General features: G+C 66.0%; 20 protein-coding genes and 1 tRNA gene. 9 read left to right on the forward strand and 12 right to left on the reverse strand.

Annotated elements, in window-relative coordinates; translation table 11 throughout:
- The first annotated feature begins 117 nt into the window (after positions 1-117).
- The gene (locus ACO6D6_RS06025) at positions 118-1,176 is read left to right on the forward strand and encodes an AAA family ATPase (protein ID WP_484784091.1); all 1,059 of its coding nucleotides are present in this window, start codon (positions 118-120) and stop codon (positions 1,174-1,176) included.
- Positions 1,173-2,984: a vWA domain-containing protein gene (locus ACO6D6_RS06030; RefSeq protein ID WP_484784092.1), complete on the forward strand. Its 1,812-nt coding sequence runs from the start codon at positions 1,173-1,175 to the stop codon at positions 2,982-2,984. Before ACO6D6_RS06025 ends, ACO6D6_RS06030 begins: the two co-directional genes overlap by 4 nt.
- 148 nt (positions 2,985-3,132) lie before the next feature.
- On the opposite strand, the gene ACO6D6_RS06035 is transcribed toward ACO6D6_RS06030, so the two are convergent.
- The 6 genes from ACO6D6_RS06035 to ACO6D6_RS06060 form a co-directional block, all read right to left on the reverse strand.
- Positions 3,133-3,426, reverse strand: coding sequence for an antibiotic biosynthesis monooxygenase family protein (locus ACO6D6_RS06035; RefSeq protein WP_484784094.1), 294 nt, complete (start codon positions 3,424-3,426; stop codon positions 3,133-3,135).
- A gap of 31 nt (positions 3,427-3,457) precedes the next feature.
- Positions 3,458-6,160: a hypothetical protein gene (locus ACO6D6_RS06040; protein WP_484784096.1), complete on the reverse strand. Its 2,703-nt coding sequence runs from the start codon at positions 6,158-6,160 to the stop codon at positions 3,458-3,460.
- A 99-nt stretch (positions 6,161-6,259) separates the two neighbouring features.
- Positions 6,260-6,913 carry a TetR/AcrR family transcriptional regulator gene (locus ACO6D6_RS06045; protein WP_484784098.1) on the reverse strand — a complete coding sequence of 218 codons (654 nt, stop codon included), beginning with the start codon at positions 6,911-6,913 and terminating at the stop codon, positions 6,260-6,262.
- Between the two features lie 137 nt (positions 6,914-7,050).
- Complete coding sequence (locus tag ACO6D6_RS06050) at positions 7,051-8,517, reverse strand: aldehyde dehydrogenase (protein ID WP_484784100.1); 1,467 nt, start codon at positions 8,515-8,517, stop codon at positions 7,051-7,053.
- A 1,036-nt stretch (positions 8,518-9,553) separates the two neighbouring features.
- Entirely contained in the window at positions 9,554-10,168 is a 615-nt protein-coding gene (locus ACO6D6_RS06055; RefSeq protein WP_484784102.1) for a DUF1707 SHOCT-like domain-containing protein, read from the reverse strand.
- 114 nt (positions 10,169-10,282) lie between these two features.
- A tRNA-Thr gene (locus tag ACO6D6_RS06060) sits at positions 10,283-10,355 on the reverse strand.
- Positions 10,356-10,521: 166 nt separating this feature from the next.
- Here ACO6D6_RS06060 and ACO6D6_RS06065 point away from each other — a divergent pair.
- Entirely contained in the window at positions 10,522-11,322 is an 801-nt protein-coding gene (locus tag ACO6D6_RS06065; RefSeq protein WP_484784104.1) for a hypothetical protein, read from the forward strand.
- Entirely contained in the window at positions 11,319-11,750 is a 432-nt protein-coding gene (locus ACO6D6_RS06070) for a DUF2089 family protein (RefSeq protein WP_484784106.1), read from the forward strand. The genes ACO6D6_RS06065 and ACO6D6_RS06070 overlap by 4 nt, the downstream gene beginning before the upstream one ends.
- A gap of 5 nt (positions 11,751-11,755) precedes the next feature.
- On the opposite strand, the gene greA is transcribed toward ACO6D6_RS06070, so the two are convergent.
- Positions 11,756-12,253, reverse strand: coding sequence for a transcription elongation factor GreA (gene greA / locus ACO6D6_RS06075; RefSeq protein ID WP_484784108.1), 498 nt, complete (start codon positions 12,251-12,253; stop codon positions 11,756-11,758).
- A gap of 74 nt (positions 12,254-12,327) precedes the next feature.
- Here greA and mca point away from each other — a divergent pair, with 74 nt between their 5' ends.
- Positions 12,328-13,239: a mycothiol conjugate amidase Mca gene (mca, locus tag ACO6D6_RS06080; RefSeq protein WP_484784110.1), complete on the forward strand. Its 912-nt coding sequence runs from the start codon at positions 12,328-12,330 to the stop codon at positions 13,237-13,239.
- Positions 13,240-13,554: 315 nt separating this feature from the next.
- Here mca and ACO6D6_RS06085 read toward each other — a convergent pair whose 3' ends face one another.
- Positions 13,555-14,088, reverse strand: coding sequence for a rhomboid family intramembrane serine protease (locus ACO6D6_RS06085; RefSeq protein ID WP_484784373.1), 534 nt, complete (start codon positions 14,086-14,088; stop codon positions 13,555-13,557).
- Between the two features lie 421 nt (positions 14,089-14,509).
- On the opposite strand from ACO6D6_RS06085, the gene ACO6D6_RS06090 reads away from it, so the two are divergent.
- Positions 14,510-16,522: a thioredoxin domain-containing protein gene (locus ACO6D6_RS06090; RefSeq protein ID WP_484784112.1), complete on the forward strand. Its 2,013-nt coding sequence runs from the start codon at positions 14,510-14,512 to the stop codon at positions 16,520-16,522.
- 175 nt (positions 16,523-16,697) lie between these two features.
- Here the strand turns inward: ACO6D6_RS06090 and trhA are convergent, their stop codons facing one another.
- The gene (gene trhA, locus ACO6D6_RS06095; protein ID WP_484784375.1) at positions 16,698-17,309 is read right to left on the reverse strand and encodes a PAQR family membrane homeostasis protein TrhA; all 612 of its coding nucleotides are present in this window, start codon (positions 17,307-17,309) and stop codon (positions 16,698-16,700) included.
- A 549-nt stretch (positions 17,310-17,858) separates the two neighbouring features.
- On the opposite strand from trhA, the gene ACO6D6_RS06100 reads away from it, so the two are divergent.
- From ACO6D6_RS06100 to ACO6D6_RS06110, 3 genes are all read left to right on the forward strand, one after another.
- The gene (locus tag ACO6D6_RS06100) at positions 17,859-18,539 is read left to right on the forward strand and encodes a uracil-DNA glycosylase (protein ID WP_484784113.1); all 681 of its coding nucleotides are present in this window, start codon (positions 17,859-17,861) and stop codon (positions 18,537-18,539) included.
- Between the two features lie 324 nt (positions 18,540-18,863).
- Positions 18,864-19,517 carry a peptide-methionine (S)-S-oxide reductase MsrA gene (gene msrA, locus ACO6D6_RS06105; protein ID WP_484784114.1) on the forward strand — a complete coding sequence of 218 codons (654 nt, stop codon included), beginning with the start codon at positions 18,864-18,866 and terminating at the stop codon, positions 19,515-19,517.
- A gap of 94 nt (positions 19,518-19,611) precedes the next feature.
- Positions 19,612-20,595 carry a hypothetical protein gene (locus ACO6D6_RS06110; protein WP_484784115.1) on the forward strand — a complete coding sequence of 328 codons (984 nt, stop codon included), beginning with the start codon at positions 19,612-19,614 and terminating at the stop codon, positions 20,593-20,595.
- Positions 20,596-20,740: 145 nt separating this feature from the next.
- On the opposite strand, the gene ACO6D6_RS06115 is transcribed toward ACO6D6_RS06110, so the two are convergent.
- The 3 genes from ACO6D6_RS06115 to ACO6D6_RS06125 are packed head-to-tail and all read right to left on the reverse strand — an operon-like array spanning position 20,741 to position 24,282.
- Complete coding sequence (locus tag ACO6D6_RS06115) at positions 20,741-21,967, reverse strand: acetyl-CoA hydrolase/transferase family protein (RefSeq protein ID WP_484784117.1); 1,227 nt, start codon at positions 21,965-21,967, stop codon at positions 20,741-20,743.
- A gap of 7 nt (positions 21,968-21,974) precedes the next feature.
- A complete protein-coding gene (gene ypfJ, locus ACO6D6_RS06120) occupies positions 21,975-22,853 on the reverse strand; it encodes a KPN_02809 family neutral zinc metallopeptidase (RefSeq protein WP_484784118.1) in 879 nt (292 codons plus the stop codon).
- A gap of 52 nt (positions 22,854-22,905) precedes the next feature.
- Positions 22,906-24,282 carry an aminotransferase-like domain-containing protein gene (locus ACO6D6_RS06125; protein WP_484784120.1) on the reverse strand — a complete coding sequence of 459 codons (1,377 nt, stop codon included), beginning with the start codon at positions 24,280-24,282 and terminating at the stop codon, positions 22,906-22,908.
- Positions 24,283-24,315 lie beyond the last annotated feature (33 nt).

Genomic DNA, 24,315 nt, shown 5'->3' on the forward strand with positions numbered 1-24,315 from the left:
CAGCAATCGGTGACAGTCCTGAAGTGGACACCGGAGCGCGGCCCATGGGAACATACCGGCCCCATCGCAAGTCCGGTGCATCAGCAGCATCGGGCGTCAAAGTCCCAGAAAGCCCGCATGCAGACCGCAACCTCCCTCACTCCCGAGGAACTGAGTGATTTCCTCCTAAACGTGGCGACCGTGCGCCCCGTGTTCATCTGGGGTCCGCCGGGTATCGGCAAATCCGCCCTGGTCGAGAAGTTCGCGGCGAGCGTCGGCCTGGAATGTGTGTCGCTGCTGGGCAGTCAACTGGCCCCTGAGGATCTCATCGGTGTGCCGCAGATCACCGACGGCATCACCCGGTTCCGCCCACCCGCCATGATCGCCCGCGAAGAACCGTACTGCCTGTTCCTGGATGAACTCAACGCCTGTTCACAGGACGTCCAGAAGGCTTTCTACAGTCTCATTCACGACCGTCGTGTCGGCGAGTACGAGCTACCCGAGGGATCCATCGTCATCGGGGCCGGTAACCGGGCGCAGGACTCGGCCATCGTCAAACCCATGTCGTCGGCGCTTCTGAACCGCATGATCCACGTCCACATGCGGGTCTCTGCCAGTCAATGGCTGGCGTGGGCCACGGAAGCCGGGCTGCATCCGCTGGTGATCGACTACCTGACGCAACGCCCTGACCATCTGTGGAGCCAACCGCCGCGCCACGAAGAACCGTTCTCCACCCCTCGGTCGTGGCACATGCTCAGCGACGCGTTGCACAATTTCCCCGGTGATGTCCCGGCGCACATGGTGGAGGTCATCGCCAGTGGTTGCCTGACCCCGAGGCACGCCGCACAGTTCAAGGCGTTCGGGAAACTGGCCGCCGACCGGCACCGCCTCGACGCCATCCTCAAGGGCGACGCCCGCTGGCCCGCCGACCCCGCGGACCGCGACCTGCTGTACTTCCTGGCGCAGGCCTTCCGGGCGCGACTGCTGAAGCAGCTGCCTCCGGAGAAGAACCGCAGCACCGGTGATACCCAACACCTGGTGCACACCTCCAAGGCGATGCTCAAGAACCTGGCGCAGATCAGCCTGGAAATGGCGCAGGTCGTCGTCGCGGAGGAGAACGGAGAGACCCTGCCCGCCTGGTACATGGTGGAGGTGGTCCGTGACCTGCCCCGACTCGTGGAACGCCGCACACCGTGAGCCGTGCGAGGTCGAGGCCGAATCCGGCCGCCGAAGCCCACTGGGAGGGTGGCGAGCTGCTGCGACAGCATCCCGTGTTCAGTCGGCTCTCAGGACATGTGGCCTGGGTGTACGACGACCGTTCCGCCTGTCCCGGTGACGGCTGGTCGGTGGTGTTTCGTGACGACCTGGTCCACCTCCACCCGAAGCGGCTCGCCCTGCCCGAGGAATGGGTGTACGTGAGGGCCCGCGCCCTGCTGCTGTACGCCATGGAGCTGTGGAAACGCGACCACGGCGACTGGGATGCGTGGAGCGCGGCCTGTGACGTGGTCACCGCTCGTTTCGTGCAGAGTCTCGCGTTGGGTCGCCCTCCGGTGGAGATGACACTTCCGGGCGGGTTGCCGCAGTGGAACGAGGAACGCTGGTACCGCCAGTTCTGCGAGGAGGGAATTCCCTCGTGGGCGATGGCCCTACGACTGCCGGGACCATGTCGCCCGACGATGGAAAACCCCGGCAAGTGGGGTCCGGAGCCCCACTACCAGAACTGGTCCTGGCCAGAACAGTTCGCGATCGGGATCGCCGAATCCGTCACACAGTCCATGGAGATGGCCGCCGGGCTGCGCGACGAATTCGACGCGAAACCGGTTGATCACCCGGACTCGCTGAGCGCCACGACCCGCCGCGCACGCGACTGGTTCATCAGCAGTTTTCCCCTTCTCGGCAGCATGGTGGCGACGTTCGAGATCGTGGAGAAGGCGGAGGTCTGCCATCGCGAGAAAATCTCCGTCGCCGCCGTCGATGAAGACCTGCGCACCATCTACCTGAATCCCGCCGCCGGGCTGAACGAGCAGGAGAAGCGTTTCGTTCTCGCCCACGAGGTTTTGCACGTCGCCCTGCGGCACAGATCACGTTCCCGGGGACGCGACCACGGCCTGTGGAACGCCGCCTGCGATTTCGTCATCAACGATTGGCTGATCCAGATGCAGGTCGGCACGGCCCCGGCCATTGGTCTGCTGTACGACCCGGCGCTGCGGGGCATGTCGGCGGAGGAGGTCTACGATCGCATCGCCAACGACATCCGGAGGCTGCGGAAACTCTGTTCCTTCGCGGGTGGGCAGGGCGACATGCTGACCCGCCGGCTGAATCCGAACGGGATTTCCTGCACCGACCTGGACGATTTCTGCCGGGAGCAGCTCGGCAAGGGTCTGTTGCTGCACCAGCAGCAACACAGAGGCCTGATACCCGCGGGCCTGTTGGAGGAGATCAATGCGGTCCTGCAACCGCCCATCCCGTGGGAGGTGAAACTGGCCCGTTGGTTCGACAACCACTTCCCGCCGGTCGAGACCCATCGGGTTTGGACGCGGCTGAGCCGCCGCCAGGCCAGCACCCCCGACATTCCCCGCCCGCACATCGCCCCCGACCCGCGGCAGCGCGACGGCCGCACCTTCGGGGTCGTCCTCGACACGTCGGGGTCCATGGATCGTCACACCCTCGCCAAGGCGCTCGGGGCCATCGCCAGCTATGCCGAGGCCAAGGAGGTCCCGGCCGTGCGGGTGGTGTGCTGTGACGCCGCCCCCTACGACCTGGGATACATGCCGCCCGGGGACATCGCGGGTCGTGTGCAGGTCAGGGGGCGCGGCGGGACGGTGCTGCAGCCGGGCGTTCACCTGCTGGAGAGTGCCCCGGACTTCCCGAAGGACGGCCCGCTGCTTGTCATCACCGACGGCTACTGCGACCCGTTGTCCATCACCCGCGAGCACGCCTTCCTGCTGCCCAAAGGGCACCGCCTGCCCTTCCCCCACCGGGGCGAGACCTTCGAGATGGACTGAGGGTTTCGCTCTTCCCCGGACCCGGTCACGCCCCGGGAACAACGACCATGCCGGTCAGGAACTGCGCGCCCGACGGCACCGGGTGCACCGGTGGCACGCGCACCTGCACCATCACCGACACCTGAGCGGCCGTCGCGATCCGCTCGTTCTACTCGTCGTGCTGGACGACCTCGAATCCCAACAGCTCGATGGACATTCCGCGGCGTTCGTCATCGGCGTGGGCGCTCGTGTCACGGCCGGCCACCCAGGCGTCGTAGTGTTCGCGGGTGTCCCAGCGGGTGACGACGAAGTAACGGTCCTCACCGAACCGGGGGCGCAACAACTCGAAACCCTCGAACCCCTCGGCCGCATCCACCGAGCGCCTGCGGGCGGCGAATCGTTTCTCAACCTCCGGTCCCGCCCCCTCGGGAATCTTCAGGGCGGTGATGTTCACAAACGTCATGGCATCCTCCTGGACTATCGGTTAGGTAATCCTAATTCGCTGTCCCGTCATTCCGGGTCCCGGCAGGAAGGTGGGCGAGCGGAACGCTCACCCACCTCTTTTCCTCCTCACCCTCGCCCCGGCTCTGAAGGGTGCCGAACCTGGCGACCCGGTCCGGCAGGGTCTGGGCCGAGGCCCGGGGCGGCACCCAGGTGGCCGAAATCCCGCAGGCGTCGGCCATCTTGGCCAACACCCTGCCCGGGAGCGTGACCGTCCGGGACCTGGCCGATTCCCCGATGGTGATCGCCCGTCGGGCGGCCCGGAGGGCTTTCAGCACACGTTGCGGGGCGACCCGGTCGGCCCGCTCGACGATCACCCACCCGAGACCTTCCGGACCGAACTCGCCGAACATCTCCGCGAACGCCTCACGGGTGGTGGCGACCACCGGGACCGCCAGGAAGAAGAGCTGCCAGGCGGCCCGTATCTTCTCGGGTTCCAGGTTCTCCGGGACCCTCCCGGCGACGACATCGACGGCGGTCCCCAACGCACCCACCATGCGAACGGCGGTCCCGGACAAGAAGTCCTCGTGGAGCCGCATCGCGGCCAGGAAGAGTTCGGAGCGGGCGGTTTCCAGTTCGGCCTCCAGCCACGGGGCGTTGAGTTCGCGCCTCTGGCCCACCCATTCTTCGTCGGGGTAGTTCTCGCCGAGTCGTCTCCGGTTCTTCTTGATCTCGCGGCGCAGCTGATCCAGTTCGGCCCCGATGCCCTCCAGCTCCGGCCCCATCTCGACCTGCTCCATCCGCAGTTTCTCGAAACGGGCCCGGATTTCCTCGCCGCGTTCGAGTCTGCGCTGGTACTCCTGCTCCGCCTCCTGAAGTTCGACTGCCGCCACGTCACGCTGCTTCCGCCACTCCCGGGCGGAGCTGCCGAGGGTGAGCACGAACTCGGTCGCCCCGGGTTTGAAGGCGAGCGTCCTGTAGTGCTCGGTGGTGGTTTCCGAGACCCTTCGTTCGGCCTGTTCCTTCGCCTCGGCGTTGGCCGTCAGCTCGGATTCGACTGCGGCGAGTTCCTTCGCCACCTCCGGGATGCGTTTCCGCAGAAGGTGTTCGCGTTCCACGAGTTCTTGGTGGTTCAGCATCGCGTCGCGGGCATCGGCCATCGCACGGGTCAGGCGTTTCACCTTCTTCTCGGCCTGGTGGAAGTTGTGCTTGGCCAGCCACCAGCTCTGGTGGGAGGCCTTGCCGTCGCGCCAGTCCCGTAATCTGCCGAGCATCCTGACGCAACCGGCCTCCCCGTCGCCGGGGCCCGGTTTGTCGAACCAGTACTCGGATCTGAACGCCTCCCGGGTTTTCCTGTTCCCCAGCCAGGCCGCGACCATTCCCCAGGCTCCCCCGGGCCCTTGGACCTCACAGGGTTTTTCCCCGCCACGGATCGCGGTCGCTATGTCGGCGAAATAATTCGCCGATTCCCGCCACGGCCGCCCCAAGGCCTCCCGGCCCGTGAGTTCCGCGGCGAATCCCGCGGCGGTCTTGTCGTTTTCGGAGATCACCACCGTCTCGAATCCGCAGAACTCCTCACGCAGCTGCAGGACCACGCGTTGGAATCCCTTGGCGTCCTTCCAGCTGTGTTCCTCAGCGGTGAACGCCTCCATCGGGTGCGACAGCGACGCCAGGCGCCGGGCGCGTTCGACGATGTTGCCGGCCAGGATGTCGCGCAGCACGACGGTTCCGCCCTCACCGGGTGCCGCATTGATGCCCATGAGTCCCTGTCCGGGCGCCAGGTCGTCCAGGGCGCGGTTCGTCACGAACTGCTGCCTCAGGGTCGGCGACTGCTCCGGGTCGCGGGGCCAGCGTCCGGCGGGAAGCCGTTCCGGAAGGGTCAGGGCATCCAGCGCATCGGGATGATCGGCGATGTCCACCCGCCCGGTCTCGTCGAGTTCGTCGTCACGGGTCAGGTAGGCGCTCAGCGCGGCTCCCAGCCGCTCGTCGGCCTCCAGTTCCGCGATCACGGCGTCCAGTTCCGTGCGGAAACAGCTGTTCAGGAAGTCGGGGTCCGGGTTTTCCTCGCTGCGCCGGTCGTCCACCCACTGGCTTCTCACGATGATCCGGTCCATGGACAGATCGCGGACGCCCTCAATACCCCAGGTTTTCTGGACGATGCGCAGCAGTTCCCGCAGGGAGTCGGCGTCCTGGGGCGGCGGCAGTTCCCCCTCGATACTCGCCCGCCTGGCCCGTTCAAAGGAGCTTATGCTCTCCCCCAGCCGGGCCTGCGCGGCACCGAACTCGTCGACCCATTCGGCCCCTGGGAGCTGCCCGTGGGCGATTCTCCCGACGGCCCAGAGCGATGACGACAGCACCGCGGAGTCCGGGATGATCCGCCCGTCCTCGTCCAGCACAAGACCGACGCAGGCGCCCCTGCCCGCGGGCCGCTCGGCGCGGCCGGAGCCGTCCCCCGAGATCTTGCGGAGCCAGTCGTAGGTGTCCTTGAACCGGTACACGCCCAGGAAGACGAGATGTCGCCAGGCCCCGGGGCCCCTACCCCTTGAGGAGGAGAGGGTTTCCCACGGCAGCGGACTGGATGGTTTCCAATCGATCACCTGTTCGTTCCCGGACCCATCGGCCAGGGATGTCGGCCTGGGCATCGACTGCGGGCTGAAAAACTCCAGCAGCCGCCAGAACGCGAGGATCCGGCGGCGCTCGTCATCAAGAAGGCCCGGCATGCCCACCATCTTGCCGTCCCGTTTAGTCAAACGCACTCGGCTTTCTGCCCGACGGCATACGGGATCAATCCGGCCGGGCGATCCGGCGGGCGTGGGACACACCTTCGTGAAGGCGCTGATGGCCGACATACGGGATCAATCCGGCCGGGCGATCCGGCGGGCCGCCCGCACCACCGATTCCCTACGTCTGGCACGCTCCGCCTCGGTGTCGGGGCCGGTCAGCATGCGGGCCACCTGCGGCACGGAGGGCCACCACCCAGCGAGCGACAGAATCAGGAAGATCATGTGATCCGCATCGATCTCCTCGGTGACGCCGCCTGCCCGCTGCCCTGCCTCGACGGCGGCCGTCTTGTCCCTGTACAGCCCCAGTCGCCGCTCGTCGTCGGGGTTCCCCGCGTCGAAGGCGAGCCCTTCCCAGCGCAGCAGACGTTCAAGCTCCGGATGTTCCAGGTGATAGTCGTAGACCCGGCCCGCGTACTCCCCGACATCCTCGGCGGCGAAGGACTCCACCGGCACCACATCCTCTAGGACGCGGCACAGGAACTCGACCCCAAACCACTCTCGATGTTCGTCGAGGAAACGGATCATCTCGGTCGGGACGCCGGGACGTTGCCCGGTATCGACCTCGCGGCGGCGATGCCACACGCGCAGCGTCTCCGGACTCACACCAAGCAGGCCCGCGACGCGTCGGACCGCGGTCATCAGGTTCGGATGCTCACCAGAGGCTCGGACCTGGTCAAGCATCCACAGCACACGCTCACGCATCTCGGGAGAGCACTTCTGGTTCATCGTGGACCGTCCTTACTTCAAGAACAGAACGAAACCCAGGCCGATTCAATATTCGGTGGCGGCTTACCTTGGCCATCACCAAAATGCAGGTCGACCCCGCGTGGAGTGCTGCCCACCACGGCTCGGCCACCAAGAGATCATCTCAGCAGCCGCTTGACGATGCGTGTCTTATAGCCATCGCCTTGGGGCGGGTAGACCAGCGGCATTTCCTGTCTGGGCAGGTGAGACAACACTGACTTCGCATGCGTGAACGTGTCGAAGCTGTGGCGCCCATGGTACGCCCCCATACCGGAGTTCCCCACGCCACCGAACGGTAGGCCGGGGTGCGAGAACTGCATGATGGTGTCGTTGACGCATCCTCCGCCGAAAGAAATCCGGCGAAGAATCTGACGAATCAACGAACGATCGGAGGCGAAGATGTACAGCGCCAACGGTTTCTCGCCCCTATTGACAGCATCGATCACATCATGCTGGAATTCGGAGCGCTGGTAGCTGAGGACTGGCAGAATCGGACCAAAGATCTCGCCTTCCATCACCTGATCCCCCCAGTCCACGTGGTCAAGGATGGTCGGAGCGATATACAGCTCATCCCTGTTGGACACACCCCCGTGCACTATCTTGCTCCTCACGGACATCAGTAGGCTATCAAGCCGATCCCAGTGAACCGAGGTCGCGATGCGGCCATAATCGGGACAAGTCGAGGGATCGTTGCCATAGAACTGTGCTATCGCTCGACGCAGTTGCTCAACAAGCTCGTCATGAACCGCGTCCTCGACCAAGACGTAGTCCGGTGCTCCGCAGTTCTGGCCGGCGTTCAGGAACTTCCCCCAGACGATCTTGCGAGCAGCGGCTGGCAGATTCGCGGTGTGATCCACGATGGCTGGAGCCTTGCCGCCGAGTTCGAGCGTCACTGGAGTCAGGTTGCGCCCTGCGGCCTCGGCGATCACCTTCCCGACCTGGGCACTACCGGTGAAGAAGATGTAGTCAAACTGGTTCTCCAGCAGGTCGGCTATCACTTCCTTACCGCCCTCCACCGCAACGACATATTCCGGGGGAAAGGTCTCAGCCAGCAGCTGGGAAAGGACAGATGCGGTGTACGGGGCCTGTTCGGAGGGCTTGACTATGCACGTATTCCCTCCCGCGATCGCCCCGATGAGCGGCTCAATGACCAGCTGGAAGGGATAATTGAACGGGCCGATCACCAAGGTGACACCGTATGGTTCCCGATAGATTCTGTTCACGGAAGGGAAAACGAACAGCGACTGCCCAGCACGCCTAGGCCTGCTCCATCGAGCAACGCTACGAGCAGCTTTGCGAATACTGCGCAAGGAGAAACCGATCTCCGTCGAGTACGCCTCGAAGGCCCCTTTCCCAAGGTCCTTCCTGAGAGCAGCAGCAATGTCATCGGAGCGTCTGTCAACGGCGGAGTAAAGTTGTTCCAGCTGCTGCCTTCGGAAGCTAATATCCAAGGTGTCTCCGCGAGCAAAGTAGGATCTCTGCTCCGCGACAAGATGCGACGCGTTCATTATGACTCCAATCACATGACCTGACTCAGTACTCAAAAAAATATTGATCGAGACGGATTTTACTCTTTTCCGGCACATTCCGGGACCACGTCAGCCACGCTCATGCCGGAACTTCCGGTGCATCATCACGACCGATAACGACCGAGACGCTCTGGCCGCCGAAGGCATTCGAATTGATCATCGCGGTGCGCACATCACATTGCCGAGGCGCCCCAGCGACAACATTCAGACCGAGCGAAGGGTCCGGAACGCAGAATTATACTCCACATGTTCAATTAAACCTGTTTTTCATCGCTGCCCACGAAATATGCGGCACTCCACAAACACCCGGGGAGCACCAGAGCTTCCGGGCTGTCACAACCTTGCCCCGGCCAGCGCCACAAGGCGGATCCGCTCAGATCCACCTGCCAAACCGATAATTGCGATGTGAAATACCGCACGACAGGCCTCGGTGAACTTTTGCTCTCGTCACATTACCCCACCGACGCCATCCGCCAGTAGTACATATCAGCCAACGATCATCCCACAAAGAGTTCCGCGGGTGGTTGCCTCGTCGCAGCCCTGCCCACTTCCGCCTCCATCGCGCCAGAGGGGCTGTTGGACGGATGCAATGCGTCTCAGACCAGTGCCCTCAACCGGGCGAGGCGCTCTCGGGAGACCGCCCCCGGGGCCGCGGTCCAGGCGATGATCTGCACATCCGGGTCGGCGTTCCAGGTCAGCGCGGATCATGCGAGCTCGAGCTTCCCCGCCAGCGGGGCCACATCAGGAGGCAGGTCACCGAACCGGAATGACGCACAATTCCCCCCGAGTTGGGGCTCGACGGCCTGGCGTCTGACACCCGCACCCTGGCGGTGGCGTTTCAGGACCTGACCCATCCACTGTTCGGTTCCATGGCCCACGGAGTGACGTGGAACATCCCTCCCGAACCCGCCTGGCGGGTTTCAAACAAGCGATCGAGGGGCACGTCCTGCAACAAGCCACGCTCGATGGAACCTACGAGTAAACAAACCCATCCCCCACCGCTCGGTTGGATACCTTATGTTCCGCGGGAATGACGAGACCCCGGCTCACCCGGACCCGCATGAGGGCCGGCTGCGGAGGCCGGGGCGGCCCGTTATTTCTCGGGGTTTCTCAGCATCACGGAGGTGCCGCCCCAGAAGTTGAAGCCCTTGACGACGAGGGTGCCGTTCGAACCGTCGCCGTCGGCCTCCTCGGTAATGCTGACCCCGGCCATGATGTTGACGCTCTGGTCGATGACCCGCACCCCGGGTGGCACGTAGACGGTGTGGCCGCCCATGATCGAGCTGAGTGTCAGTTCTATCTCCGCCCCCGGACCCATGACCGCATCAGTGCAGATCTCGTTGCCGCCCCACATGGCGAAGCTGTTCACCGACGGCGTGCTGGGATCCAGCCGGATCATCTTGCCACTCATGAAGGCGAGCGCGTTCACGACTCTGGCGTCCCGGGCCACGACGGGGGCCGCGGAAACGCGCGCGGGGCCCGGAGCGGACTGGTGCCACCCGGCTCCCCCGGGCAGATCCGCGACGAGAACGGACAGGTCGTCGACGTACCGGGCCTCGAGACAGCTCTGCTGCCTCTCATCGAACTCCTCGATGCTGAGCTGGCCCGCCTCGTAGGCGTTCTGGAGCACGGAGAGCACCGCGTCACGTTCGGCGTCACCCACACGCATCTGCACCCGTGGCGATTGTTGAGGCAGGTTGTCAGACATGTGGCAAAGTCTACGGCCCGCCGCGGCACCCGCACGCGGCTTGACCCGGAGGAGGCGAAGAAAAACAGCCCCCGACCCGGCGTCACGCCTTGTCAGGGGCAGTTTCCAACCTTGAGCCGCCCACGGGAATCGAACCCGTGACCTACGCTTTACGAGAGCGTCGCTCTGCCTACTGAGCTAGGGCGGCAGCGCGAACAAACTATAGCCGCCGCAGCCGACGGCGGCGAAATCCGCCACACGTGGCACCCGCGGGACGGCCACGTCGTCCCACGCGACCCACGGCAACCCGCTCTCTATTTCAAAGAATCCAAAGTTCTCTTTCGAAAGTGTGAGGGTTAAGTTACCATTACTGCATGACCAATCCCGATCTGAGTTCCATCCTGGACGATCTGGCAGCGGGTCGCATCGACACCGCCGAGGCGAACCGGCGAATATCCGCCCTCAAGAACAAGACCGGTGACGCGTCCCGGTCCACCCAGTCCGACCCGAAACAGGAGGAGGCCCCGAAGGGCAAACCGGGTGGACTGACCCGGGTATCGATCACCGCCGTCGGGCGGCGCGTGCGAATCGAGGGGGATTCGTCGATCGCCACCCTGTCGGTGGAAGGCCCACACGTGCTACGCCGCAACGGCGAGGTGATGGAGGTCAGCTCCACCGGAGAATTCGGCCCCAACCTGACCGGGTTCTCACTGATCCGCCCGCCCCGCAGCCTCGACGACCTCCGCGACATCGGCCTCGGTAAGGAGCTGCTCGTCAAGGTCAACCCGAAACTGATCATCGACGTCGAGGCCACCACGGGTGGCGTGCGCAGCACCGGGGTGCCCCGGTTCGGGCGTGTCCGGGTGACCGCCGGGGGCTGCCACCTGAGCGACGTCGTCGAGGTCTCCGACCTGCTCAGCCAGGCCGGGGGAGTCACCGTCGAGGGACCGATCAGCCTGGGGCGTTCCAGGTTGAAGGTGGAGTCCGGGTCGCTGACCCTGATCCTCAAACCCGGTTCCAGCGTCACGGTGCACGCCGACGCGAAGTTCGGCCACATCCGCTGGCCCGAGGACAACGGCGGAGCCGACGAGGTGGTCTTCGGCAACGGTTCGGCCCGATGCGACCTGACCGTCACGATGGGCCTGGCCACCGTCAAGAACGAGGTGCCCGCATGACCTCCGAGCTGTACCGCGCCCCCGCCGACTGTCCTGTCTGCGGCGAGGACCTGATCATCATCCGGAAGGGCTGCACGCACTGCGGCTCCGAGCTGGCCGGCGAGTTCGCGTCCTCCCCCTACGACCGTCTCGACGCCGCCGAACACGAACTGCTGCGCGTCTTCCTGACCTCCCGCGGGAACCTGCGCGAGGTGGAGAAACACCTCCAGGTCTCCTACCCGACGGCACGCGCCCGGTTCGACGCGTTGCTGGTGAAACTGGGCATGAATCCCGACGCCCAGCCCACTCCCCCACAATCCGGCGAGCCCGGCCCCGCCGAGCAGGGGGAAACGAAAGCCGCCACCCCGCAGGAACAGATCCTGGCACGGGTGGCGACCGGTGAGATCAGCGCCGAGGTGGCGGCCCAGCTGATCGCGGGACTGGAGTAGTTACGTCAGGATGTGACCTTCCTGATGGTCACCGAGATGGTGCGCCCGCTCGGTGCTGTGTAGCTGACCTCGTCGCCCACGCGATGGCCAAGCACCGCGGCACCGAGCGGCGACTGCGGGGAGACGGCCTGATCCACGGAGGAATCGGTGCCGAGGATCTCCCGCGACCCGAGCAGGAAGGTCTCCGTGTCGGAATCGTCGCCGAAGAACGCGACGGTGACGATGCGGCCGGGGCTGACCTCGTCGGGATCGCCCTGGGCCTCGCCCACCTGGGCGCGTCGCAGCAGGTGCTCGAGCTGGCGGATGCGCCCCTCCATCTGCCCCTGCTCCTCGCGGGCGGCGTGGTAGCCGCCGTTCTCGGAGAGGTCGCCCTCCTCGCGGGCGGCGGCGATCCTGGCGGTCACCTCGGGGCGACCCACGGTCTTGAGATGGGTGAGTTCGGCCTCGAGCTTGTCGTGGGCCTCCTGGGTGAGCCACACCGTTTCGGCGTTGGTTTCGGACATCCCGACATGCTAGCACCGGCCCTTCTCAATCCAAGGCGAGCCGGATTCGGCTGCTTCGCCCACGACCCGCCAGAATGTCTTCCATGACCTCGCACCCCAAGGGCCCATTGCGCCTGCTGCACGTGCACGCCCATCCCGACGACGAGTCGAGCAAGGGCGCCGCAACCACCGCCAAGTACGTGGCCGAAGGCGTGGAGGTCATGGTCGCGACCTGTACCGGCGGCGAACGCGGCGACATCCTCAACCCGGCCCTGGCCGGCGATCCCGGGATCCTCGAGAACCTGCCCGCCATCAGGGCAGCCGAGATGGCCCGCGCCCGCGAGATCCTGGGGATCGAGCAGGTGTGGCTGGGTTTCGTCGATTCCGGTCTACCCGAGGGCGATCCCCCGCCGCCGCTGCCCGAGGGCTGTTTCGCCCTGCAGGATGTCGCAGTGGCCGCGGGACGGCTGGTCAAGGTGATCCGCGACTTCCGCCCGCACGTCGTGACCACCTACGACGAACGCGGCGGCTACCCGCATCCCGATCACGTCCAGTGCCACCGCATCACCGTCGAGGCGTTCAAAGCGGCGGCGGATCCGTCGCTGTGGCCGGAGCACGGCCCCGCGTGGCAGGCGGCGAAGCTGTATTACCACATGAGCTTCCACCGGCGCCGGTTCGCGGCCCTGGAGGCGCTGATGCACGAGCAGGGTCTCTCCCCCAGCCATTCCATCCCGGCCCGCGACGACGACCCCTTCTCGGACGGCCGCCTCACCACTTTCGTCAACTGCGCCCAGTACTTCGGGGTGCGTGACGACGCATTGCGGGCGCACGCCACGCAGATCGACCCCGAAGGGCCGTGGTTCGCGGTGCCATTGGCGATCCAGCAGGCCGGCTGGCCGACCGAGGACTACCAGCTGGTGGTCTCGAAGGTGCCGACCATGATCCCGGAGGACGACCTGTTCACCGGACTGCGGGAGGTCCCCCTGGTACCGGAGTTCATCATCTGACCCTCACCCCGCCCAACCACCCGCTCCCCGGGTTTTGCTGGCCTTGTAACGGGTTTGCTGGCCTTGTGCCAGGTTTGCTGGCCTTGTGCCAGGTTTGCTGGCCTTGCGCCCGGTTTGCTGGCCTTGCGCCCGGTTTGCTGGCCTTGCGCCCGGTTTGCTGGCCTTGCGCCCGGTTTGCTGGACGTATTTGTGTTCGCCTGCGCTGTAGAGCCAGCAAACTTCAATACGTCCAGCAAACCCATGGGAAGGCCAGCGAAACAGGATCAAGGCCAGCAAACCGCAGCGCCGGCGTCAGGGACGCGCGAATGCCTGGTATTACACCCGGGACGCGGATTTCACCCGCCGGGTGGCGGGGTCGTTGCCGTGGAGGAACTTCGCTGCGATGAAACCACCGATGGCCCCACCGAGGTGTCCCTGCCACGAGACCCCCGACGCTCCGGGAAGCACGCCCAGCAGGATCGAGCCGTAGAAGAAGAACACGGCCACCGACAGCGCTATCTCCCAGATGTTGCGGGTGAAGAAACCTCGCACCAGCAGGTAGGCGAGGTATCCGAACACCAGGCCGGAGGCGCCCAGGGTGATGGTGTTGGAGGGCGCGATGAGCCAGACGGTCAGTCCGGAGGTGACGACGGTGATGAGGGTCACCGCCAGCCAGCGCCCCGGACCCGCCAGCCAGGTGAGCAGACCGAGGATCAGGAACGGCACCGAGTTGCTGATCAGGTGCGGAAAACCGAAGTGGAGCCACGGGGCCGTGAGGATGTGGGGCAGCGATCCGAAGCTCCGGGCGATGATGCCGAACTGGTCCAGGGCGTTGAAGGACGCGCTGTCGATGATCTCCAGCACCCACATGAGCGCGAGCAGACCACCGACGACCACGATTCCGGGTTTGACCCCTTCCAAAGAACGACGCTCAGCAAAGGCCTGGTTGCTCATGCCTCCAGTGTGACAGCGTGTTCAAGTCTTCCACGGCATGGTTTCGACACGGGCCGCTCCTTCGTCGCAGCCCGGCCCAACCAGCTTCAGGAAGGACGATCCCGACACGGGCCGCTCCTTCGTCACAGCCCGGCCCAACCAGCTTCAGGAAGGACCACCCCGACACGAACCACTCCTTCGTCACAGCCCGGCCCAACCAGCTTCAGGGAGGACCACCCCGACACGAACCACTCCTTCATCGCAGCCCGACTCAACCAGCTTCAGGGAGGACGACCCGGCTCGACCGGCTTGGGAGAGGATGGTCCCGGATTTCGCGGAAGCCCTAAGCTTGACCCTCATGGCGAACCGACTCGCAGATTCCTCCAGCGACCACCTCCTCCAATACGCCCACCATCCGGTGGACTGGTGGCCCTGGGGCCCCGAGGCGTTGGCGCACGCCGTGGAGACGGACAGGCCGATCCTGCTCAGCATCGGCTACGCGTCGTGCCACTGGTGCCATGTGATGGGGAGCGAATCGTTCGAGAACCCGGAGGTGGCGGAGTTCATCAACGCCCATTTCGTGCCGGTCAAGGTGGATCGCGAGCAGCATCCCGTCCTGGACCAGGTTTTCATGACGGCCACGCAGCTGATGAATGAGGGCGCCGGCGGCTGGCCCCTGACTGCTTTCCTCACCCCGGAGGGTCGCCCGTTCTTCACGGGCACCTACTTCCCGCCCGAACCGCAACCGGGACGCCCGTCGTTCACGCAGGTGCTCCAGGCCTTGGCCGAGACCTGGGAAACCGACCGGCAGACCCTGGTCGCGGGCGCGGACATGGTGGCCGGGCATCTGGCTGCCCTCGCCACGGCGCCCCTGACCGACGACGCCCCCGAGGTGCACGCCGCCGTCGCGACGATCGCCGCCGACTTCGACCTGATCCACGCCGGTTTCGGCACCGCCCCGAAGTTCCCGTCCGCGACCGTTCTGGATGCGCTGCTGGTGCGCGGCGACGCCCGCAGCCTGGAGCTGGCGCAGCGCAGCCTGGAGACGATGGCGCGCGGCGGCATCTGCGACCAGATCGGCGGGGGTTTCCACCGCTACGCCGTCGATCCGGGTTGGGTGGTGCCGCACTTCGAGAAGATGCTCGACGACAACGCCCTGCTGCTTGGCACCTACATCCGCGGCTGGCGGCGCACCGCCGACCACGACGAGGGGCTTCGGGCGTTGCTGGAACGCACCGCCTACGGCATCGCCGGTTTCCTGGAGCAGGAGCTGCGCGACGAGAACTGCGCCTTCATGGCGGGTCTGGATGCCGATTCCTGCGACATCCGTGGCGCAGTCTTCGAGGGCATCCACTACCTGTGGTCGCCGGAGCTGATCATCGACGCTCTGGGTGAGGAGGACGGCGACTGGGCCACCCAGGTTTTCCACGTCACCGCAGGCGGCACGTTCGGGGAGGGTCTCTCGACGCTGCAGCTGCGCGGCCGCCCCGATTTCGACAAGCTGGCGGAGGTCTCCGGGAAGCTCCTGGCCGAGCGGGGGCGCCGGTTCCCGCCCGCCAAGGACCGCCTGATCGTGACCTCGTGGAACGCCCTGGCGATCTCGTCGTTGGTCACGGGCGCCCTGATCTGGAACGAGCCGCACTGGCTGGAACTGGCCCTGGATGCGGCCCGCTACCTGGTGGACACGCATCTGGTGGACGGCGAACTGCGGCACTCATCGCGGGCGGGGCAGGTCGACGATTCACCCGCGACCGCCGAGGACCACGGCACCCTGGCCGATGCCCTCGCCACGCTTGCCGGGGCGACGGGGAACGCCACCTGGTTGCGTCACGCCGAGGTCCTCTGCGACCGGGCGGTGGAGCTCTTCGGAGCCGACGACGGCGGGTTCTTCGACGCTGCGGCGGGCGAGTTGTTCGTGCGCCCGCGTTCCCTGACCGACAACGTCACCCCGTCCGGGACGAGCGCCCTGGTGCGGGCGCTGCGACGGGTAGGGTTGCTGACGGAGCGCCCCGACCTGCTGAAGCGGGCCGACGAGGCGGCCACCACCACCTGGGCGACCGTGGCGGAGAATCCACGGTTCGCGGGCTCCGCCCTGGAGGACCTGATGATCGCCGAGGAGGCCCGCCGCGGCCTGAAACCCGCAATGGTCGTCGTCGCCTCCGATGATCCGTTCGACGAGCTGGCCCGCGCGGCCTGGCGGCTGGCACCGGCGGGGTCGGTGATCCTGACCGCCCCGGCGGGTGCGGAGGGTTTCGGTTCGTGGCTTGAGGGCCGCGGGGAACGGGCCGTGTACGTGTGCCGCGGGGAACGCTGCTTCGACCCGGTGACCGACTACACCGAGCTGAAAACCCCCCTCTGGCATCGGGCCTGACCCGCCCTCCTCGCCCGGGCGGTCAGAAAACACCCGGGGAAAGGATCCGGGCCGTACCGCGAAGATTCCTGCCGGGCTCCTCACGACCGGCGGCATCTGGATCAGCCCCCGCGATGTTCCCGGGTTTGCGCACCGTTCGTGTCCTTACCGGAAATGTGGCCCCTTTCGTCCCGGTTCAGAGCACCGCCAGTCCGATTGCGACCCCGTGACAGATGGCGGCCGCGATGGTGCAGGCGTGGAAGACCTCGTGGAATCCGAAGAGGCGGGGGTTGAGGCGCGGGCGACGGGTGCCGTAGGCCAGCGCCCCGAGTGAGTAGACCAGGCCGCCGGCAAGCATCAGCAGCACCACCGTTGGACCTCCCGCGGTCCAGAACTCACCCAGCCAGCCGAGGGCCGCCCACCCCATGGCGACATAGAGCAGCGTGTACAGCCAGCGCGGCGCACCCAACCAGCAGATCCTGAAGACGATCCCGAAGGCCGCGATCCCCCAGATCAGGCCCAGCAGCACCCACCGGGATCCCCCGTCGAGGAGGGTGAGGGTCAGTGGGGTGTAGGTGCCTGCGATGAAGACGAAGATGTTGGAGTGGTCGAGACGACGGAACAGCGCCTTCGTCGGCTCGTTCCAGTTCCCGCGGTGGTAGGCGGCCGAGATACCGAACAGCTGCACCCCGCTCAGGGTCCACACGGCGCAGCCGATGCGCCCGGGAAGGGTCGGGGCCAGGGCCGTCAGCACCAGTCCGGTGATCAGCAGTGCGGGCGCAAACCCCAGGTGCAGCCAGCCCCGCATGAGGGGTTTGCGGGGTCGTTCCCCGCCGTCGGTCACGGCGGCAATGTCTTCTTCGGGTTTGTCGGTCACAGCAATCATCACAAACCTACGCTTCCGTAACTTACGCTTCCGTAGGTTACCCCTGGAGACCCCGGAAACCAAGTCTCGGAGCCGACTGGTCCGGTCCGTGAGCGGGTCGTGTCGGAGCCGCCTCGCGCATGTCCGGGGACTTGTGGCCGGGCCTGCTGTTCAGGTTCCGGATGGTTTCGACTCGGGCCGCTCCTTCGTCGCGCCCCGGCTCAACCAGTTTCAAGAAGTCCCACACCCTCGTCGCCGCCCCCTGACCCCCTTCCCCCTTGTACAGGAATCGCAGAAGAAAAACAGTTCAACGTCGTGTGGCGACGTTGAACCGTCGAACCTCTGCGATTCGTGCACGGGACGGAGGGCGGGAAGAGGGGTGGTTTCGACACGGGTCGCTCCTTCGTCGCAACCCGGCTCAACCAGCTTCCGGGAGTTCACCGCGACCCGGCTGGGCCGGTTTCAGAGGGTGGGTCTCGCTAGAGTGACGCCATGGCACGCCCCCTGAAAGAACTCATCGCCCCCGACTGGGCCGAGGCCCTGGCCGATGTCGAGGACCAGATCCACGCCATGGGAGATTTCCTCCGCCAGGAGCTCGCGGAGGGACGCAGCTACCTACCAGCCGGCGACAACGTGTTGCGCGCTTTCAGCAGGCCGCTGGCCGATGTGCGGGTGCTGATCGTCGGGCAGGATCCGTACCCGACCCCGGGGCACGCGGTTGGTCTGTCGTTCTCCGTCGCCCCCGATGTGCGCCCCATCCCCCGTAGCCTGCAGAACATCTACCAGGAACTCAACGACGACCTCGGCGTCCCGCCCGCCCCGCACGGCGACCTGAGCGCCTGGTTCGAGCAGGGTGTCCTGCTGCTGAACCGGGTGCTGACCGTCTCCCCCGGAAAGGCGGGATCGCACCGCGGCAAGGGCTGGGAGGCCGTCACCACCGCCGCCATCACCGCCCTCGCGGAGCGTGGCGGCCCGCTGGTGGCGATCCTGTGGGGCCGCGACGCACAGTCCACCCGTTCCCTGCTGGGCCAGACCCCCGTCATCGCCAGCGCCCACCCGTCGCCACTGTCGGCGCGCAACGGGTTCTTCGGGTCGAAACCGTTCAGCCGCGCGAACGAGGCCCTCGTGTCGCAGGGCGCCGACCCCGTCAACTGGGACCTCAACAACACCTGAGAACCGGTCACGACGCAGCTCAACCAGCTTCGCGAAAAACAAAGCCGGCCCAGCCGGGTCGCGATGAACTCCCGGAAGCTGGTTGAGCCCGGCCGCGATGAACTCCCGGAAGCTGGTTGAGCCAGCACGTGAGCGAAGCGAACGGCTGAGTCGAAACCACCGGTAACCGAGAAGCAGACCCGACCACAAGTCCTTGGACACTCTCACCATGGTTTCGACACGGGCTGCTCGTTCCTCGCAGCCCGGCTCAACCAGCTTCAAAGAAGACAACTCCCAGCCCGGCTCAATCAGCTTCGAGGAGGCGTGCCTCATACACTGAATTTCATGGAGATTGACGTCCTCGGGTGGCTCAGTGGCCGCCGGAACCCCCAGCTCGTGACAGCCGAGGACGCCCTGCCCGGGCGCGACGTCCCGGTTCTGGACCCCATTCCCCGGCATGCCGTGCTCGGCCTGCGACTGGATGAGGTTCCCGAGGGCTGCGAGGTCGCATACTTCGCGATGGGCTGCTACTGGGGCGAGGAAAGGCTTTTCTGGACCACCGAGGGCGTGGTCAACACCGCCGTCGGGTTCATGGGAGGCATCACCCCGAACCCCACCTACCGCGAGACCTGCACCGGTCGCACCGGACACACGGAAACGGTTCGGGTGGTCTTCGACCCGTCGCGCATCGGCTACGAGGATTTGTTGAGGATCTTCTGGGAGAACCACGACCCGACCCAGGGGTTCCGGCAGGGCAACGACATCGGCACCCAGTACCGGTCCGCGATCTTCCCGGTCGACGACTCCCAGTACGCGGCCGCCGTCACCTCCCGGGACATCTTCCAGGCGCGCATGGCCGAGGCCGGGTTCGGTGAAATCACCACCGAGATCACCAGCGGCGCCACTTTCTACTACGCGGAGGAGGAGCACCAGCAGTACCTCCACAAGAACCCGGGAGGCTATTGCCCGAACCACGCCACCGGGGTCAGGTGCGGGTGACTGCTCGTCCCGGCCTTGTCCTCGTACAAAAATATGACGGGGATCCGGACTCGGGTGCTGCGACCCGAACCACCTCCCCAAGTAGACTGAATTGGTGAGTCTGCGCCGCGCCATCGCCATCGCGATGGTTGTGCTGCTCGCAGGATGCTCTTCCACCTCGGATCCCGAACCCACCCGTCCCCCCTCCGTCGCCGCCTCCGACAGCGCCACCCCGGAACCCAGTGCCACCTCGTCGCCGACGGTGGTCTTCCCGGTTCCCATGAGCATCACCCAGGACCTCATCAGGGGCGGCGCAAAGCAGGTCGTGCGGCGCATGATGGAGATCACGAACAACCTCCCTGCGCTGAAGCTCGACGTCTCCGCCTCCGAGGTGACCCTCACCGTGCTGGACACGAACGAAAAACCATTCACCCTGCGTTGGCGCGCCAACCAGATAGCCCCCGCCGAGTCCGACATCGAGTACCTCGGGCAGACCACCTTCCGCCCCACCGATTACCCGCTCGGCAACGTCAGCGAATTGTTCGACACCGCCACCCGGATGGGGGCCACCGGCACGGAGAAGATCCTGCAGATCGTCGAGCAGCGCTCCGGCGAGGTCTACCTCACCGTCACCACCACCCCCGAGACGAAAACCGTGTTCTTCGAGAAGGACGGCACCGCGGTGCGCAACCTCGGCTACACGTCCGTGGCGGACCTGACCGACGGTCTGGCGGCTGTCATCGCTGGAAGCCGCGCCGCCACTCAGATCGGATTCGGGCCCAGCACCGGGTATTGGATCGATCTTCCTGCGAACAACGGCATCACCGAACGACGCATCCGCTCCGCCGCCCTGCCCGTGTACACGACCAGGCTCAAGGAATCATCCTCCCTGACCCCCTTCGACCCGATCCAGCTCAACGCCCTGGTGCTGGCGCGTTCGATCCAGAAGTTCAACCCCGATTCCAAGACGGAATGCCGGATCGAGGTGGACAACCGCTACAGGCGCAAAACACCGATAATCCGCTACGACTGCGGCGGCAAGGTGCATTTCACGGACCCCGACGGCACCGAGTACACCGAGGACCAGCTGAAACAGTGAACCCCCGTCCTGAAACCGGTTGAGCCAGACCGCGACGAAAGAGCAACCCGACTCGAAACCACCCCGAACAAGGTCACCACGGTTTCGACACGGCCAGCTCGCAGAGCGAGCAGACCGGCTCAACCGGCTGCGGGGACGGGTTCTTTCAGCCGAGCAGCCCCATGCGTTCGGCCTCGGTGTGCAGCGACTCGCGGGCCTCGGGTCTGGCTGTTTCGATCAACCCCAGCGCCTGGTCGCGCTGGGAGGCCCCGAAGACGCGGGCGATGTTCTGTTCCGTGACCACCCAGGACGGTTGCAGCGACGTCGTGGGTTCCTTGAGTTTCGGCACGATGGTGGAGCGGTTGGCCTTCGGATGCCACGACTTCAACGCGATGATCGCCTGCCCGCCCGGGGAGTGCAGGGCCCCGACGATGAAGTCGGCCTGCCCTCCGGTGCCGGAGATGATGCGGTCGTTGACGCGGGTGGCGTTGATGGTCCCGAACAGGTCGACCTGCAGCGCGGTGTTGATGCTGGTCACCGCCGGTTGTTTGGCGATGTTCCCGGGGCTGTTCGTGGTTTCGCAGCGCAGCAGCCGCAGCTGTGGGTTGTCGTCGGCCCAGGCGTAGAGCTCCTCGGAGCCGTAGGCGAAGGTCGCGGTGATGGGGTGGCTCTCGTCGAGGGCACCGGAACGCAGCAGCCCGAAGAAACCATCGGCCATCAGCTCGGTCCACACCCTCAGGCCGCGGCTGTTCCGCAGCGCCTGCATCACCGCCTCCGGCAGCGCACCGATTCCGAGTTGGAGCGTGGCGCCGTCGGGAACCATCGCCGCGAGCCTCTCCCCGACCGCCGCGGATTCGTCGTCGATCCTGGCCTCGGGCGCCACCGGCACCGGCTCGGCGATCTCGACGGCCAGGTCGATGTCGTCGACCGACAGCACCCCGTCGCCGTGGATGAACGGCAGGTTCTCGTTGATCTGCGCCACCAGGATCGCGCCACGCTGTTTCGCGGCGTCAATGGCACCCGGCAGCACCTGCACCTCGATGCCGAGGCTGACCCTCCCGTCGACGACCCGCGAGGTCTGCACCGCGACGATGTCCGGGGGCAGCGAGCCACGAAACAGCTGGGGGGTGGTGGACAGCCGCGCCGGGTAGTAGTCGACGCGGGGGTTCCCACGCAACCCGGAACCGACGAAAGTGGTTTCGATCCGCACCCCCTCGCGGTCCGGCAGCCTGCCGAGCCCGTTGACGATGAACAACCGGTACTCGGGGATGGCCTCGTCCAGCAACCCGAGCAGGGCACGGGGGGTGCCGAAACTGCCCTGGGTGACGATGCGGGGTTTTCCGGGCAGCCCGGGTAGAGCAGCGGCCAGCTGCTCGGGGGCGACTATTCTCAATTCAACCTCACAGGTCCTGGGTGTCGAAGGTGTTGCAGGAAGAAGGATTACCGGAGTCGAACCCCACACTCAACCAGCGCTGCCGCTGCTCGGAGCTGCCGTGGGTCCAGGACTCGGGGTTGACGAATCCGCCCTGTTGTTTCTGGATGTGGTCGTCGCCGACGGAACGAGCCGCGTCGGCGATGCGCAGCAGATCGTCCTTGCTGACCGCCTTGATCGGCGAGTTCGAGTCCTTCATGACCTGGTTGAACACCACCCCTGCGTAGCAGTCGGCCTGGAGTTCGAGCCGCACCTGCGACGAATCAGCTCCGGTGCCACGCTTGACCTTGCGCATGGTTCCGTCCAGGTTCTGGATGTGGTGCCCGAACTCGTGGGCGACGATGTACAGCTCGGCCGCGTCCCCACCCGCGGCCCCCAGCTGTTTGAGGAGCTGGCCGACGTAGGAGTCATCGATGTAGACGGTGGAGTCCCCGGAGCAGTAGAACGGCCCCATCTCGGTCTGCCCCACCCCGCAGGCGGTGCTGATGGTGCCGGAGAACAGCTTCACCGTGGCGTACTCGTAGTTCGGTTTCGTTTTCGACCAGTAGTCCTGGAGGACCTTCTCGTAGAGCAGCCAGCGGCACTCGCGGTTGGTGTTGACGTTGACGTTCTTCTGTTTGCAGTGGTCGAGGTCGCTGCCCTGCACCGCCGGCCTGGGGTCCTGGCCCGAGCCGGAACCGAGCAGGTCGGAGACGTTGATGCCGAGCCGCGGACCGACGAACACGACCAGCAACATCAGCACCAACCCGCCAACACCACCGCCCAGGGCCATCCGGCCACCACCCCCACCGCCCGAGGCCCGCTGGGTGTGCGAACCGGAAAGGTCCACGCTGTCGCGATAGTCCATGTGCAACCTCCTCTGACCGGTTCAGCCTATCCGGATCCGGGCGGTCTGCGCCTCAGGACGCCAGGACTCCGCGCAGGCTCTCGGCGAAGTTCCGCGCCTGCACCGGCGCCAGGTCCCCGTACTGCAGCAGCAACGCGGGCGGATGGTCGCGCATCGCGAAGTCCCCCAGCGTCGAGACCTGGTACCCGGCATCCTCCAGCCGCATCTGCACCACCAGCTCGTCGGCTCTATCGGGCAGGTGCAGCACCAGTTCCGTGCCACTCGGATCGCCGCAGATCCGCACATCGGGCACCAGCTTGCCGAGCGCCGCGAGCAACGCCGCCCGACGTTCCCCGAACAACGCGAGCGCCCTGTTGCGGTGCCGATACATGGCCCCGGAGGACATGTAACGGGCCAGCGCCCGAGCCGAGAAGTCAGAAACCATCGCGACATCCGCGGCGCGCCTGCGGAACTCGTCGTCAACCACCAGCCACACCAGCCCCAGCTCTGGGGTGATGAGCTTCGAGGAGGAACCGATGTAGATCACCCTCGCGCCCTCCCCCGCCATGGAGAACAGGGTCGGCTGGGGAGCGTGCCCGTAGGTGAACTCGGCGTCAAGGTCGTTCTCGATGATGACCCCGCCGGCGCGAGCCGACCACTCCAACAGTTCCCGGCGACGCTCGGCGCTCATCGCGACCCCTGTGGGCCACTGCCGCGCCGGTGTGACGTAAACCACCTTGTCGGCGCCGGTCAGCATGTCAATCCTGAGGCCTTCCTCATCCACGGGCACGCAGTGCACCCGGCAGCCCTCGTTGGTGAGGTGTCGCTGCACCCTCGGATACCCGGGATCCTCGATGGCGACCCCGCAGCCTCGCAGTTCCAGCCCGTGGACGATGTCCGCAATCACGCTTCCAATGCACGGTCGCAACACGATCCGGTCAGGTTCCAGCACCATTCCACGGAAGGAACGCAAGTGGTCGCTTAGCGCCTTCTGCAGGGCCGCGATGCCGTTCGTCATCTCGAACGGATCAATGGCCTCCCGCCAGGCCCGGTTCCAGTCCCGCAGATTGATCACGGAATTGTCCGCACCCCCGGGAACGGTCAGGTTCACCGACGGGGCGGGCCCGGCCTGGTTCCGGGCCGACGTCTCCTCGGTCTCGGGCGGGCAACCCCTCAGGAGGTCCCGCGCGCCCTGACTGATTCGGGTGCCGCTGCCCTGCGAGGACGTGACCAGACCCAATCCGCCGAGGATCTCGTAGGCCTCGACGACGCAGGAACGTGAGATGTTGTACTCCTCGGCGAATCTCCTGGACGAGGGCAAGGGGTCGCCGTCGAAGAGGCTGCCGTCCTCGATCCCGTGTCTGATCGCCGCGACGATGCGATGGGGAATCGGCGTGATCCCGAGATCGAGGACCAAGCGCTGCTGGATTGGTAGTGCGGTCCTTGCCATGCCGGACAGGCTACCCAGCGGTCGACTCCTTCG

Source organism: Arachnia sp. (assembly GCF_057238465.1).

Excerpts from the sequence above, each read along its gene's own strand:
- ACO6D6_RS06025 (WP_484784091.1), top strand. The coding sequence starts at position 118 with ATGCAGACCGCAACCTCCCTCACTCCCGAGGAACTGAGTGATTTCCTC.
- ACO6D6_RS06035 (WP_484784094.1), bottom strand. The coding sequence starts at position 3,426 with ATGACGTTTGTGAACATCACCGCCCTGAAGATTCCCGAGGGGGCGGGA.
- ACO6D6_RS06045 (WP_484784098.1), bottom strand. The coding sequence starts at position 6,913 with ATGAACCAGAAGTGCTCTCCCGAGATGCGTGAGCGTGTGCTGTGGATG.
- ACO6D6_RS06050 (WP_484784100.1), bottom strand. The coding sequence starts at position 8,517 with ATGTGCCGGAAAAGAGTAAAATCCGTCTCGATCAATATTTTTTTGAGT.
- ACO6D6_RS06055 (WP_484784102.1), bottom strand. The coding sequence starts at position 10,168 with ATGTCTGACAACCTGCCTCAACAATCGCCACGGGTGCAGATGCGTGTG.
- ACO6D6_RS06065 (WP_484784104.1), top strand. The coding sequence starts at position 10,522 with ATGACCAATCCCGATCTGAGTTCCATCCTGGACGATCTGGCAGCGGGT.
- ACO6D6_RS06070 (WP_484784106.1), top strand. The coding sequence starts at position 11,319 with ATGACCTCCGAGCTGTACCGCGCCCCCGCCGACTGTCCTGTCTGCGGC.
- greA (WP_484784108.1), bottom strand. The coding sequence starts at position 12,253 with ATGTCCGAAACCAACGCCGAAACGGTGTGGCTCACCCAGGAGGCCCAC.
- mca (WP_484784110.1), top strand. The coding sequence starts at position 12,328 with ATGTCTTCCATGACCTCGCACCCCAAGGGCCCATTGCGCCTGCTGCAC.
- ACO6D6_RS06085 (WP_484784373.1), bottom strand. The coding sequence starts at position 14,088 with ATGTGGGTGCTGGAGATCATCGACAGCGCGTCCTTCAACGCCCTGGAC.
- ACO6D6_RS06090 (WP_484784112.1), top strand. The coding sequence starts at position 14,510 with ATGGCGAACCGACTCGCAGATTCCTCCAGCGACCACCTCCTCCAATAC.
- trhA (WP_484784375.1), bottom strand. The coding sequence starts at position 17,309 with ATGCGGGGCTGGCTGCACCTGGGGTTTGCGCCCGCACTGCTGATCACC.
- ACO6D6_RS06100 (WP_484784113.1), top strand. The coding sequence starts at position 17,859 with ATGGCACGCCCCCTGAAAGAACTCATCGCCCCCGACTGGGCCGAGGCC.
- msrA (WP_484784114.1), top strand. The coding sequence starts at position 18,864 with ATGGAGATTGACGTCCTCGGGTGGCTCAGTGGCCGCCGGAACCCCCAG.
- ypfJ (WP_484784118.1), bottom strand. The coding sequence starts at position 22,853 with ATGGACTATCGCGACAGCGTGGACCTTTCCGGTTCGCACACCCAGCGG.
- ACO6D6_RS06125 (WP_484784120.1), bottom strand. The coding sequence starts at position 24,282 with ATGGCAAGGACCGCACTACCAATCCAGCAGCGCTTGGTCCTCGATCTC.